9 protein-coding genes are annotated in these 14,550 nt (G+C 38.7%); all 9 read right to left on the reverse strand.

Annotation, left to right across the window (positions count from 1 at the left end):
- Positions 1–9 precede the first annotated feature (9 nt).
- Entirely contained in the window at positions 10–879 is an 870-nt protein-coding gene (locus AC2TDL_RS08490) for a ComFC family protein (protein ID WP_484700266.1), read from the reverse strand.
- Positions 880–2,820 carry an ATP-dependent helicase ComFA gene (locus tag AC2TDL_RS08495; RefSeq protein WP_484700269.1) on the reverse strand — a complete coding sequence of 647 codons (1,941 nt, stop codon included), beginning with the start codon at positions 2,818–2,820 and terminating at the stop codon, positions 880–882.
- A 108-nt stretch (positions 2,821–2,928) separates the two neighbouring features.
- Positions 2,929–3,288, reverse strand: coding sequence for a hypothetical protein (locus AC2TDL_RS08500; protein ID WP_484700273.1), 360 nt, complete (start codon positions 3,286–3,288; stop codon positions 2,929–2,931).
- A 155-nt stretch (positions 3,289–3,443) separates the two neighbouring features.
- A complete protein-coding gene (locus tag AC2TDL_RS08505; RefSeq protein WP_484700275.1) occupies positions 3,444–4,175 on the reverse strand; it encodes a response regulator in 732 nt (243 codons plus the stop codon).
- A gap of 19 nt (positions 4,176–4,194) precedes the next feature.
- On the reverse strand, positions 4,195–5,340 hold the full coding sequence (locus AC2TDL_RS08510; RefSeq protein WP_484700277.1) for a sensor histidine kinase: 1,146 nt from the start codon (positions 5,338–5,340) through the stop codon (positions 4,195–4,197).
- A gap of 62 nt (positions 5,341–5,402) precedes the next feature.
- On the reverse strand, positions 5,403–8,093 hold the full coding sequence (locus tag AC2TDL_RS08515) for a stalk domain-containing protein (RefSeq protein ID WP_484700279.1): 2,691 nt from the start codon (positions 8,091–8,093) through the stop codon (positions 5,403–5,405).
- A 219-nt stretch (positions 8,094–8,312) separates the two neighbouring features.
- Positions 8,313–12,719: an Ig-like domain-containing protein gene (locus AC2TDL_RS08520; protein WP_484700281.1), complete on the reverse strand. Its 4,407-nt coding sequence runs from the start codon at positions 12,717–12,719 to the stop codon at positions 8,313–8,315.
- Between the two features lie 161 nt (positions 12,720–12,880).
- The gene (metK, locus tag AC2TDL_RS08525; RefSeq protein ID WP_484700283.1) at positions 12,881–14,083 is read right to left on the reverse strand and encodes a methionine adenosyltransferase; all 1,203 of its coding nucleotides are present in this window, start codon (positions 14,081–14,083) and stop codon (positions 12,881–12,883) included.
- Between the two features lie 170 nt (positions 14,084–14,253).
- Positions 14,254–14,517 carry an alpha/beta-type small acid-soluble spore protein gene (locus AC2TDL_RS08530; protein WP_484700286.1) on the reverse strand — a complete coding sequence of 88 codons (264 nt, stop codon included), beginning with the start codon at positions 14,515–14,517 and terminating at the stop codon, positions 14,254–14,256.
- Between the last annotated feature and the right edge of the window lie 33 nt (positions 14,518–14,550).

A 14,550-nucleotide genomic window follows, 5' to 3' on the forward strand; every position in this document is an offset into this window, starting at 1 on the left:
ATGAAAAAATTATGCTCTCGCCCATGTAACACTAGCAATTACGAGCGATATGGGACTCACTTCTAGCAAAGCATCAGAGCAAGCGTGCAACGTGCTTCCCGTTGTATAAACATCATCAATAAGTAAAACATTTAACACATTTTTTCTAGAAATACGCTTTCCCTGCTCCTTAAACAAACGATGCAAACCTTCAATTAAGCCGCTATATTTTTGATTGCTTTCTCTTATTCTTGCCTGACGCCCTTGATGACTATTTCTTGTTTGACTATGTGTCTTTCTATAAAGCAAATTATAATACGGTATTGAAAAATGATCACTAATTTCTAAAGCTAGCTGCTCTGCCTGATTAAAGCCTCGTTCACGAAATCTTTGCTCACTTAACGGAACGGAAGTAACGACATCCCAGCAATATGAACCCTGCTGTAACCACGCTGTCGGCAGCTTACCACTTGCTCTCCATGGCTTCTCTAAATCATAATGCCTAATAAGCTGGAAACTAACCCGCTCAACTGCAGGTCGCAGCATCGTTGCTAATAAACTCGACAGCCGCTCATCTCCTTGAAATTTATAACGATGCAGCCAATGTTTCATTGCTTCATTGTAACGTACCGCACTGCGATTTATCCAAAGTGATGATGAAGTTCTTCGCTTACAATCGGAGCAACGTTCGCTTCGTCCGCAGCAAGGGCATAATATGTTATCAATCCAGGCAATTTCAGCAAAGCAACTGCTGCAAAGCGATTGCTCTAATCTCAGCTTGGTTAACCAAGGCCGCTTACCATTAGTGAATGTATAAGCAACTATCGGGTTGCTACAAATGATGCAAGCATCTGTTTGTGGTGATAAGATCATGCCTAACCAGTCTCTATTTAACTCCATCTAGCCCTCTCCCTTTCGCTTGCTCATTTCTTGATACTTGGGCAATAAATAACCGTGTTGTAATGCGAGCATATTCATTTCCTTTATTTGCTTAATTGCCTGTTTCTGTGCTGCACTCCATTGCCGGGAAAGAAAATATACTGCACCACTTGGTTCATCGCTGGACCGTCCAGCTCGACCTGCCATCTGTACAAGGGAAGCTTCGTCAAACAGTTCCGCTTCTGCATCACATATGTACACATGACTGCGAGGAACAGTAACTCCTCTTTCCAAAATGGTCGTTGTTACTAAAATCCGAATGTGCCTCTGACGAAACAGCAATACTTTTTCAGTTCGCCTCACATCTTGCGATGAGGTAGCCTCAATTGCTACATAAGGAAAAATTGAACGTAACAGTCTCGCATAAGCTTCTGTGTGAACAATACGTTGAAGAAAAATAAATATTTGCGCCCCTTCTGCAATAGATTTTTTTAATGCTGAAATTAGCGACTGCGGAATGCTTCCTGAACGCAATTGTTCTACCACTAATGGAACTTTTAGTCGAATAGGAACTGGCAGAGGATGACGATGAAAGCGGACAGGCAGCTTAATATGAGCAAGCCTTCCTTTTTTAATTTCTTTTTGTAAATAGGCAGGCGGAGTAGCAGACAGTAGTATCGTGATACCGTGAGGAGTACGCGCTTCCGCTGAAACACGATAAAGACGCTCGTCTCCGTGATAAGGAAAAGCGTCCAGCTCATCAATAATAACTAAGTCAAACCCATGCTGAAATCTCATCAGTTGATGTGTCGTCGCCAGAACGAGCTGTCCACTTTCCCAGCGTTGCTTGCTTCCACCATACAGTGTGACAATTGATAGTTCCGGAAAGGCTTTGCTTAAGCGAGGCATTAGTTCTAATACGACATCTCTTCGGGGAGTTGCTAATAGTACTCGCCCTCCTAATGCAACCATATAGGCTACGAGTGGAAATATCATCTCGGTTTTTCCTGCCCCTGTTACTGCCCATAATAAAAATTGCGAGGATAGCGGGTGAGCATCACGGTGGTTAATGTTTTTTCGTGTGCCCCCATTCAAATATTGAATTCGATGATATATAAAATGTAAGGCATGTGTAGTTGCCATTAATTGAGCATCGCTTAAGGAAAACTTTTCAATTTGTAATAAACTTTCTGGAGTGTTAACTTGCTCGTTATCGAGTGGGGAATTATATTTACCAATTAGAAGTGCAGTGCAAGTACGTGCACGCCCCATTTGCAAGCATGAGCTGCAGTAGTAGCAATATTCCCCGCAATAGGGACAGGCTTGACTGGCTCGCTCCAACTTCTTTTCATAGCAGCGCAAACAGCGAAGCTCTAGCTTCCCTCTACGATTAACAGACCATTCTATTGCACTTCTAAGTTGTATGTAACCTTGCAACAATAACCATTGCCAAGTATATTTAAGTTCAGCTTTACTAACATAAGCAATTGGCGGCATTTGTTCTGAGTCATTACTGTTAGCCTCATTGCTCTTGTCAGTTTGTTCATTTAAAAGAGTTAGCCACTCGTCGTAAAGCAGCTTCCGTCCTTTAATCCATTCCAGCACTTGCCTCCGTAACATGATTTTTTGCATATAAGCTTGCTGATCAGTTTGCTGGGACGAACAAATTTTTTGCCACTTAATCGTTATATTGCTATCGATGGATGTTAGCTTAGCTTGTACTGCAGCTTGATAGTGACGTGCCATTAATTTATTTTTGCTTCTCTGCTTAAGCTGCAATAACTGACGTTGTAGCCAATCTCCTATAGCCAAAGATAAGGGATTGCTACAAATATAAAGAATTTGCTTATCTGATAAGTAAGTCTCCCAATCGCTCCATTCGTCCTGCCCATGCGTATCTGCAGGAAGCAAAGCTATTTTTATATCCATACTGCTTACTAACAAAGCAAGCTTACAATACATATCCTCCACCTCCAATTTCTTACGATTACAAAAAAAGCACACGACTCGACAACTGATCGAATCGTGTGCTTCACGCTTTCAATATATAGGTTATATCGGTAGTATAAACTAGAAGGGAAGCTTGCACAAGTCATTCTCCTTATGCAAATCTATAACAATTGCATGGTCATATGCAGCTGTATGGCGATCCAAGTGAATTGGGAAGCATTGACGGCTCCAGCGGTCAACCATATAAGATAGCTCATAGCTTTCAAAAGATGGAACAATCGTTACTTGAACAGGAATCCCCATCCATCTGGAAAAGGAATGAAACTTTCTTAGTACCCATTCCATTTGTTCATAAGGCCGATCGACTAACAATACATAATGTTTTTCTCCTTGTCGATGCCGACATATCCAATAAAACAAATGAACAAAAATAGCTGTAAGTACGTGGCATCCAATAACAAAAAGCAGAAGACTTACCATCGTCATTACCTCCTCTTTGCTTATTGTATGCACTACTTAAATCTGGTGTCACTTTATACTTTAAACACAAAAATGGTTATGATATATCTATTCGGAGAACAGAGCTATCATAACCGCCATTGTTCAAATTAAATGAAATTTAATAATACATAAGACTACAATGTAACCCAGCCATACTTTATCGAATTAATAACAGCTTGTGTACGATCGTCTACTTCCATTTTTTGCAATATACTACTTACATGATTTTTTACTGTTTTTTCACTAATAAATAAATGCTCACCTATCATTTTATTACTTTTACCTTCTGCCATAAGTCGTAAAACTTCTGCTTCACGACGTGTCAACGGGCTTTCTTCTAAAGGAATATAGGTAGCGCCTATTTCTAATGATTGCGAAGATGACACACCAATTTCATCCAAATAGGTCATCTTGCGCAATTGATTAATCAATTTGCCGGTAACTTTAGGATGAATGTAAGAATATCCTTGTGAAACAGCTCGTATCGCATTAATTAATGCCTCTGCTTCCATGTCTTTGAGTAAGTAACCAGTAGCGCCTTTACGTAATGATTCAAATACATAGCTTTCATCATCATGAATCGATAAGATGATAACCTTAACTTCTGGAAACAAGTCTCTTAAACGCTCGGTTGTTACTACACCCGTCTCAATAGGCATATTAATGTCCATCAGAACAATATCGGGTAACGTATGATTACAGAATTCAAGCACTTGAATCCCGTCTCCACATTCACCAATAACTTCAAGATCAGCTTCCATATTAAGAATACGTTTTAAGCCTTCACGAAATAATTGATGATCATCGGCAAGCAATATTTTTATTTTACCGCTTACTGAAATGTTACTGACTTCTCCCTTGTTCATATCACCACTTACTCCTTTCTTAGCTATTTTTTAAAGGTATAATAATTTTTATTTCCGTTCCTTGGCTAGCTTCCGATTGAATATCAATGGAGCCCTCTAACAATTGAACACGCTCGTACATCCCAATAATTCCATAATGTGACTGAGTGTCTTGATTAGGGGAACTTTTAAAACCTTTACCATTATCTTTAATTGTAATTTCTAGTTTTTCGGTTAAAAAACTTAGATTAATAACTACACGTGATGCTTCTGCATGCTTCTGTACATTAGTTAACGCCTCTTGAACTAAACGATATATTGCAGCTTCCATCGATGAACTTAAACGAACTTCTCTGCCTTGCACTTCAAAATGCGTATGAATTTTTGCTCTTTCCTCAAAATCCTGCGACAGTTTTCGCAAAGTGGGAATCAACCCTAAATCATCTAGTGCCATTGGTCGTAAATTAAATATAATTTTACGAATTTCCTCAAGTCCATTACGCACTTGTCCTTTGAGATCAGCAAGTTCCATTAACACCGCATCATAATCTCGCTTGGCCGCTATACGCTCTGCAATTTCAGTTCGCAACACAAGATTGGCCATTGATTGTGCAGGACCATCATGAATTTCCCTGGCAATACGTTTTCGTTCTTCTTCTTGCGCAATAATAATTTTCAAACCTAGCTGTTGCCTAGTTTTTGCAGATTCCAATATGCGTGTTACATTATCTACATCACCTGATAAGTACTCTAAAACAACATTCATTTGTGAAGCAATACTTTCAGCGCGTTCAATATTTTTTTCGACATTTCGAATACGTAACTGAAGATCATCTCGGCGTAATTTCAAATGCTTTTCCTGCTCTCTTGTTGTTGCAAGCTGCAGTTGAATTAGTGTTGCTTTCTCATACGCTTTTTTTATGTCCTGCTCACCAAATCTAGTGAAGTCACGACTTACCTCGGTTAGTCTAATCCGCGCATACCGATATTCCAGCTCATGCTTGTCGACCTGTTCGATCACTTTTATAGTCTCACTCATGACTTGTTCAAGCTCTTTTTCCAGGAGGGCAAGCTCATTTCTTGCTGATTCGCATACTTCATAAATTTGATACTTGCTTTCTTCCATAACACGTATCGTTCTTGAAAAGATGCGATTAATATCAACTGACAGGTGATCTACCGACATTATATCTCCTCTATCTCTATTTCTTTTAATTATACCATAATTAATTAGTCAACCATAGCAGACTACTGAATAGTAATGCTTCGCTCAGAATGCTTATACGTAACTTTATAACCTAGTTTTTCAGAAAATAAGCGTACTGGAACTAATGTTCTTCCATTTTCTACAAATGGTGCTACCTCCGCCTCATAACGAGTACCATTAAGCGTGTACTGTTTCTTGCCTATTTTCATTTCAAGTATTTTATTACCACTTAATACAGTAACCGTTTGTGTGTTTTGATTATACTTTACAGTTGCTCCAAGCTGTTCTGTAATAAAACGCAATGGCAAGTAAGAGTAGTCCCCCTTCAAAGCTGGAGCCGCCTCTAAAGTCACCTGCTTGTCATTTACAACCGCCTGCTTGCTGCCTAATGTCAGCTTAATCACTTTATTAGTTGTAGTGCCCGTGCTCGCTCCTTTTGCATATTGAACGATATTATCTACTGTAATTTCACCAGTTGCTGCAACCCCGGATTTTGTTGAATCAAGTGTCACGACATAAATCCGTCTTAGTTTGACGTTCCCTTGCATTTTACTGCTATCAACATCTACTTTAACCGTTTTCCATCCTGTCCAATTCACTGATTTAGCTAAATCAACATAATGAATTGTATTGCTCTCATCAATGAGTTCAGCACGCAACCAATTTCCACTACCATCCCCTTTAATATCGATACTTAATGCGTTAATTCCTGCCATTAATGAGCGACCCGCTTCACCAAGCTTAGCATAAGACGCTTTTGTTCCAGTACCTTCAGTAAAATCATATGAAATCTGTAACGCTTTATCAGAGCTGTTAGAAGTTGATCCTGCTACTAATTTAGCACTGCCCTTTGTCGTATCTGCAGGCGTGACTTGACTGGTTATGCTATAACCTACATTGTTAAAATTTTCCACAACTGTGGATGCTATTTCATTTGTAAACGGAATCATTGTTGCCAATTCTCCGTATCTCACTACAGCATACCCTGTGCTTACATTTTTATCGACGGAGTTCACCGTAATGGTTCCATCTTTAAAGGTACCATTGAATCCGATAAATTCCCATGTTAAATGTTTACCATTTAATGTATACTGATCGCCATTATATAGTGTCGCCTTTAAAGACACTGGCAATTGTGCTCCTGCAGACAATGATCCTGTTCCACTTTGCGACACTAAAGACTTAATTTGGTCGCTGCCTACTATTTCGAAGCTTGCTGTAGCGCTCGCTTCTCCTGATTTCACTGTAACTGAAGCTGTTCCTGCAGCTTTGGCGGTAAACACATTTCCAGAAAATACTCCATTGTTGTTGTTACTTGTCCAAGTCTGTGAACCGCTAATCTCCATTGGATTATAATAATTGTCATAGCCACGCAAATTAAATGTAGCTTCCTGACCAATCAACATAGTATGAGTTCCTGTAACAATAATTCCTTTAAGTTTGCCTTGCGGTGCAGAAGTGAACACTCCAATCCCATTAGCGACTGCACGTAATGAACTTTCCTGGGTAGCATGCGCTAAAGATAATGTCGTATATCCTAGTTTACGCTCCACCATCGTCGTTGAGCCGCCGCCATCAAGATTGACTGCTTTATATGCACCAAGTTTTACCATTACAGTTTGCAGCTCTTTTAAGCTAAGTCCTGTGTTGGAGCCCGAGCGCTCTGCTGTGACTAAAAATACTTTTTTGCCATCTGCAGAATAACCAATTGCTGTGCGAGAAGTATATGAATTTCCGCTTACTCCAGTAATGTCCCGCGAGAAGCTCGACGCTTTTCCATTTTCAACAAGTAATGTATGTCCGCTCACCATCATTTCAAATGATGCAGGATCAACCTTTTGCTTTGTTGTTTGGGATATAAGGGTGTAGTCAGCTTGAACAGTATCTCCTACTTTTAAGCTAAGTAAAAATTTAGCTGCATCCTTATGTCCACGCAGTACATAGCCGTTTTCAGGAATAGTACCTGAAATCGTGCCATTCTCCACAATCTCTTTTACTACATTATCAACAACTAGTGCCTCGGTAGGTGTGGTGCTTGATTTTTTCGGACGTTCTGCTCCTCCCCAGGCACTTGTATAAATAAATAAGCGATTATAATGGCTATATTGCTCCCCTGTTACGTCAGAGCTGTAAGAGGATTGATTTATCCCTGATAGTTCAAAACTGCTGCCATTACTAGCAGTAACTTTACCTTCAAAGGTATAAGCGTCGATTGACGGTTTTTTATCTTTAGTAACGCCAAATGCATACATACCTTTTAATAAGGATGGGCTAACAATTAATGAACCAGATACAATTTGTGAACCTAAAGGAGCACCTTCAAGTCCCATATTAAATACATCCCCATTAATTGCTGCGATCGCTCCTGAATTGCTAGCCATCGTCATAATATTGGTGCGAGTTCCTACCTCTCCATTTTTTCCACTAATCGCTTGCAGAGAGATATATGGATTCGAAAGATCAACCTCAATCACATGTACTCCAGTAGAAACCTGCTTCTGTCCACGTTTCGTGGAGAAGGTATATTCTTTACGAACTACACCAGCTGAAATAATGCTTTCTCCATTTGCTGTAAGCTTTGTTGTTTCTGACGCAGCATGTACAGCATTAGTATTTTTGTATATTCCATTAGGTAATAAATATTGAAAAGGGGTAACAACTAGGGCACCCGATAATAACAAAATGATTGCATTTTTCTTTGAAAATATAGATTTTACCGCATAGCGTTGCATTGTTTTCTCTCCCTACTTTTATATCTATATTTATTAGACTACAACAATTCATAGAAAGTTGCCCTTTTCTAGCATTTATTTACTAGAAAACTAATGGATATTTTAAAATTTAACCGCAAACAGTAAAAAGGAGGCCGTTCAGCATGTCAGTTCACCTGACTTGCTGGGCAACCCCCTTTTGTTTAACAAAGCAATAATTTTTCAGCTAATTTGGGCAAGCTATTTTTGCAGGTATCCAGCTAACTCTAATAAACGCTGAATCATTATTATTCCTTGTACACGCTCTGCATTATCTTTTGGTGATAATGTTGTCCCTGATGTACCAGAAATAATACCTAGCTGAATCGCCTGGGCAAGACCTGTTTTAGCATAAGAGCTAACGGATGATTTATCTTTATAGCCAGCTAGCACAGAATCGGCACTACCAGAAAGTTTCGTATCTAAGCCAAGGTAACTTGCTGCACGAATCATCATTAGAGCCATATCCTGACGAGTGATATAGCTATTTGGAGCAAAAGAAGTTGATGAAACGCCCGACACGATACCAGACTTCACAGCTGCTCCGATATATCCGCCCATAACTGAATTACTATTAACATCCTTGAACTGTTTCGCTGCTTCCTTATCAGCGCTAAGTCCAAGACCACGCACGATATACGTAGCAAATTCCCCACGGGTAATGTTTGTTTTAGGGTCAAAGTTTGTTGCACTATGACCATCAGCAATAAACTTGCGAGTCATTACATTAATTGAGCTTAAGCCCCAGTGCTTGGATGAATCGCTGTAAGTCTTATTGCTGGATACAAGTACATACGCGCTATTTCCAGGACGCTTAAATTGAACTGTTGTTGTTGAACCAGATTGACTAAATGATGTTGGCACATAAGATAATTGACCTGCTACTGTGTCATAAAACACAACCGCTGTGTTACTATTCGTAAATGAACGCGTCGTTTGAATAGTACGTGTCAAATTGCCTTTAATTTTTGCAGACTCTGAACGTGCCCCATTTACTACTAATGCATCATAATAGAATGGACCTTCCAACAATGTTGCACCGCTGCGATTTACAGCAGTAACTAATGTGCTTGTTGCTGATGTGTTCCCTACTTCCATGACAAGCTTCACAGCATTTGTTGTTGCATCCCCGCTCAAAGCTCTTGAAGCAGATGTTACATCAATTGCCGAAACAGGTACCTCGTAACTGTTTGCACCTTGCTTAACTACTAATGTAAAGTTACCTTTGCGAGAAGCATATTCTAACGATGATACTGGGAATGCTACGATCGCCGCACGTTCACTTGCAGGAACTTCAAATACAAGCTGAGCATTTGTCATTTTAGCATCAGCTAATGTAGAAATAGCTGTATTTAGTTTATCAGCATTAATTGTATAACGATTTACAGTATACCCACCTGGTGACACATCAGAAGTCGTTGTGGTTGCTGAAGTTTTAATTAACAGTCCGTTTGTTGCTGAACCATAATCATCAGACAGCGTATCCAGCAATGATGTTTGGTTAGCTACAGATACATTGGAAAAACCGCTAATTGCCGTTCCAGATTCACTTCGCAACAAATCATTCGTATTAAAGTAAGAAATTGTTGCAACCTCTCCTACCTTAGCAGGAGTAAACAGTTTGATGATCACTTGTGATCCAGAGATCGAAATATTCGATATTTGTCTTGAATTATCCGCAATAAACACTAGGAAGTTGTTCGTTGCAGGAATTGATGTTGTATCTAACTTTCCAGAGAAATTAACAGTTAACGTATCACCTTTTAATACTGCTCCTTGAACTTTTACTTCCTCTTTCTTCTCATCATTATTGTCATTTTGAGAAGAAGAAGGTCTTACTAATTGATTTGAAAATGAAGCAGCAGCGTTATTATCACTATCAAGCAATGTTTGACTGGATGAGTAATAAGATACATAAATAATATCGTTCGATCCCGGTGCAGAAGGTAAGTCAAGTTTTACTGTATCTCCGCTAATGGAAACAGAACGTGCTGTCACAACTCTTCCATTTACCTGAATTACATACTGGTAAACTCCTGGAGCTGAGTTTGATTTTAAATCTTCATTATATTTCAAAAGTAAGCTACTTCCTGATAACGTAATTGTTTGCAGCACTGGTGGACCAGATACCGTTCCTCCGCTACTGCTCTTACCAACTGTATGACTAAATGAAGCTACCTTATTATTTGATAAGCCAACGATTGGATAAAGCCCCTGTGTATAGCCAACAATTACAGTTGACCCAGCTGAAATACTTGTTCCTAATGTAATCGTTAAATTAGTACCGCTTTGTGAAATACGGCTAATTGATGTTGCTTTTCCATTAACGGTTACGCTAAATTGTGTAAACGCCAAACTGTGCAATGTATCTAGCGTTTCACTAAACGTTAGCGTAATTGTACTACCGCTATAGCTGCTAGATTTTATAACTGGATTTGTTTCTGTAAATCCATTGGTCACTATTACATTTGCAAAATCTGCTGCTATATTTTTGGACAAATCTTGAATAGATTTATCCCCTTTGCTATAAGAGATCAATACTTGCTGACCACTATTTACAGCGGAAGACAGTGTGACAAATACGACATTACCAGTAATCTTTACACTGCTTACATTGCGCGCTAAACCTCCAACTGTAACATAAAACTGTGCAGGAGAAGGCACTACGTTCTCATTTAACAGTTCGTTATAAACTAAACGAATTTCATTGCCGCTAACTTCTACTTTAACTCTGTTTGGAGCAACAGTGTCTCCGCCAATTGTTTTAAATTTCCATTGATATTGGTTTTGAATACCTACAAAATAATTTCCGCCTAAATCCATTATCGAATTTTCAGCAATGTTAATATAATAATCGTTATTTTCTTTTAATAGACTGTCTGGTCTTAGCTCAATTACTTTATTGTCCGTTGAGCTATTAGTTAAAGTACCAGTAGTACTATTTTCTGAGTTTGTAAGATTAATAATTTTAGCTACACTATTTTCTGGATCAACCATAACAGGTTTATCAAACGTTAATTTGAACACATTATCCTCAATCGGAACAGCTGTACTCAAATTAACAGGAGACAATGACACAAGTTGAGGACCAGTCTGTGTTGACGAAACAGTAAAATAATAAGACGTTTTACTGCTAAATCCAGCAAATCCATTACCCGCAGCATCTACAATTGCATCTTTACTGATCGTTACATAATAACGTGTACCAACTGTAAAAGATTTTGCAGTTTCCCCTTTTGCGCTGTGCGGATCAATGGTTAGGACAGTCGTGCCTCCACCAGTAATTCGATTAGAAGTCACGTCAATTGAACGATATAATGCTCCAGAGTTATATTCTCTAATCTCGATAGTTCCACTTTTTACGTAGACAGGCTCAGAGAACGTTAAACTAATTTTCTCTGCTGTACCTACGCCGCTTCCACCTTTAGCTGGCGAATACGTTTTAATAGTAGGAGGGGTTGTATCATTTCCTACTCCTGTTTGGAATCTAAAGTCAGTTGCATTGCTTAGTCCATAAAAAATTTCGCTTGGACTGCCACTCAAATAAAATGCACCAGGCTCAATCGTTACATAATAATATGTGTTAGGGTTTAGATTAGCCGGTGGATCAATCGTTACAACTTTATTGTTAATCGTAATGCTTGGATCAGTTGCTAATTTATCAAAAACAAGCTCATTATTGGAGGCATTACGAATTTGAACCCGCTTATTATTACTTGCTGCTACATTTTGATTAAAGTACAGCTCAATATTGCTCGATACATTTACATTTGTTGCATTATTGCTTGGTGAAGTCCCTTCTAACTTAACAGGGCTTTCATCCGTATTAAATTTCCAAGTTCCACCATCAAACGGATTTCCAGCAGCATCTGTAAAGTTACTGCTTGTAATTGTTAATGTGTATAAGGTAGAAGGTTGTAATGGTGTGCTTGGTGTAATAGTAATAACATTGGTACCACTACCTGTAATCTCAGAAGAAGTTACTGGAATTGAACGACTATCTTGTGCTCCTTGAAGCAAAATATTGCCGCTGGACACATATACAGGTTCGTCAAATTTCAATGTAAACGAGCTTGTAATCGACAATTTCGTATTGCATGTTCCAGTAGATTCACATAGCTGCCCTTTGTCTACAAGCTTTGGTTTTACTTTATCGACTGCATCTGTCGTTTTAAAATTCCATACTTTAGGGTCACTAATTCCTGCGAATAATGCATCATTGGAGGAATTTGCTACAGCCCCTGCCTCAATTAATACATAATATTCGGTATTTAATTCTAAATCTTTATTTACATTAATCGTTAATACATTGCTGGCAACTGTAACACTAGAGTCGCTTATCCGATATGAATCTACACTTGCGTTATCCGAGTAACGATAAATGTATACTTTTTTACTTGTATCCTTTTTTATAATATTTTCATCAAACGTAACTTGCAGTTTTGGACGTTGTCCAACATTTGTTGCACCGCTATTAGGACTTGTACTTACAATAACTGGTCCTAATGTTGCTGCACTTGTTTCTTTTTGCCAGCTACCGTACGGAAAAGCTAGCTGCAATACCATTAAAATTACGATAATTAAAGAAAGCCTATGATTTGCCCGCATCCAATTCACTCCTTGAAATACACTCGTACATTATTTTTCGGCTTTTTCCTTATAAAAATGAAGGGCATTTGATTAGGATTGCAACTTCAATAAAAATAAAAAACCAGATTTTACATCTAATTAGACGTAAAATCTGGATAAAAAGTTTCTAAAATTATGGATTATAGGCCTGCTTCAAGTTTTAAGGATTCTGCTTTATCTACACGTTCCCAAGGCAAATCGATATCTGTACGACCAAAATGACCATAAGCAGCAGTTTTTGAATAAATTGGACGACGAAGATCTAGCATTTTAATGATACCTGCTGGTCTAAGATCAAAGTTATTGCGGATAATCTCAACTAGTTTTTCATCAGCAATCTTGCCTGTTCCATACGTATCAACGTTAATCGATACTGGTTGAGCAACGCCGATAGCATATGCTAATTGAATTTCGCATTTATCAGCTAGTCCAGCTGCAACGATATTTTTAGCTACATATCGCGCTGCATAGGCCGCAGAACGGTCTACTTTTGTTGGATCCTTACCAGAGAATGCACCACCGCCATGACGAGCATAACCGCCATATGTGTCAACAATAATTTTACGGCCAGTAAGACCAGCATCACCTTGAGGTCCACCAATAACAAAACGGCCTGTTGGGTTAATATAATATTTCGTTTGCTCATCAAGCCATTCTGTTGGAACAACTGGCTTAATTACATGCTCCATTACATCATTTTGGATTTGTTCTAATGTAATTTCATCTGCATGTTGAGTAGATACTACAATTGTATCAACACGTACTGGTTTATCGTCAATGTATTCGATTGTCACTTGTGTTTTTCCATCTGGACGAAGATAATCTAAAGTTCCATTTTTTCGAACTTCAGACAAACGACGGGCGATACGATGAGACAATGCGATTGGTAGCGGCATTAATTCAGGGGTTTCATTTGTAGCAAAACCAAACATCAAACCTTGGTCTCCAGCACCAATGTTTTCACTTTCTTGTTTCATATCTTTACCATCGCGTGATTCTAATGCTGCATTGACACCTTGAGCAATATCTGGCGACTGCTCATTAATCGAAGTTAATACCGCACATGTACTGTAATCAAATCCATATTTTGCACGAGTGTAACCAATTTCTTTAATGGTACGACGCGCTATAGCTGGAATATCAATATAATCAGCTTTACTTGAAATTTCTCCGATAACAAGCACTAAACCTGTAGCTACAGCTACTTCACAAGCTACACGCGCATTAGGATCAGCTTCCAAAAACGCATCAAGCACAGCATCAGAAATTTGATCACAAATTTTATCAGGATGCCCTTCTGTTACTGATTCTGATGTAAACAAATGACGTCCTTTTACTGACATCCACCTCAACCTCCCATTATCTATATCATGTATATATAAGATTCCACCTATATACCCAAAAAATTAACCTTTTCCACTAGGAAAAGGTTGATTTACAACACTCTTGAATTAAATGATACAGAAAATCAACTTACGTGTCAATGTAGCTAACTGTCTATTTAATCGTGTAATTAAAGCGTTCCAAGTACTTGTTCTGCCTGCTGTATAAGACGCTTTGTAATTGATCCTCCGATATAACCAACTTGTCGTGTTGTGGCCGTTTCCCAATTTATTTTTCCAATATTTAATGTTGTTTCCCCTAGCTCCCCGGCAAACTCAGTATTTAACTGTTCGCTTTGCGGATTATACAAGCCGATTTCAGCAGCCAACTCATACTTCATAGCGTTAATCGCTTCTTTACATTGTGGTACAATTACTTGCTTGCTTCTACCCATAATGACAGCCTCCTATACTAAAGGTATTTATAA

It is taken from the genome of Paenibacillus sp. plas6 (assembly GCF_057221655.1).

Excerpts from the sequence above, each read along its gene's own strand:
- AC2TDL_RS08490 (WP_484700266.1), bottom strand. The coding sequence starts at position 879 with ATGGAGTTAAATAGAGACTGGTTAGGCATGATCTTATCACCACAAACA.
- AC2TDL_RS08495 (WP_484700269.1), bottom strand. The coding sequence starts at position 2,820 with ATGTATTGTAAGCTTGCTTTGTTAGTAAGCAGTATGGATATAAAAATA.
- AC2TDL_RS08500 (WP_484700273.1), bottom strand. The coding sequence starts at position 3,288 with ATGGTAAGTCTTCTGCTTTTTGTTATTGGATGCCACGTACTTACAGCT.
- AC2TDL_RS08505 (WP_484700275.1), bottom strand. The coding sequence starts at position 4,175 with ATGAACAAGGGAGAAGTCAGTAACATTTCAGTAAGCGGTAAAATAAAA.
- AC2TDL_RS08510 (WP_484700277.1), bottom strand. The coding sequence starts at position 5,340 with ATGTCGGTAGATCACCTGTCAGTTGATATTAATCGCATCTTTTCAAGA.
- AC2TDL_RS08515 (WP_484700279.1), bottom strand. The coding sequence starts at position 8,093 with ATGCAACGCTATGCGGTAAAATCTATATTTTCAAAGAAAAATGCAATC.
- AC2TDL_RS08520 (WP_484700281.1), bottom strand. The coding sequence starts at position 12,719 with ATGCGGGCAAATCATAGGCTTTCTTTAATTATCGTAATTTTAATGGTA.
- metK (WP_484700283.1), bottom strand. The coding sequence starts at position 14,083 with ATGTCAGTAAAAGGACGTCATTTGTTTACATCAGAATCAGTAACAGAA.
- AC2TDL_RS08530 (WP_484700286.1), bottom strand. The coding sequence starts at position 14,517 with ATGGGTAGAAGCAAGCAAGTAATTGTACCACAATGTAAAGAAGCGATT.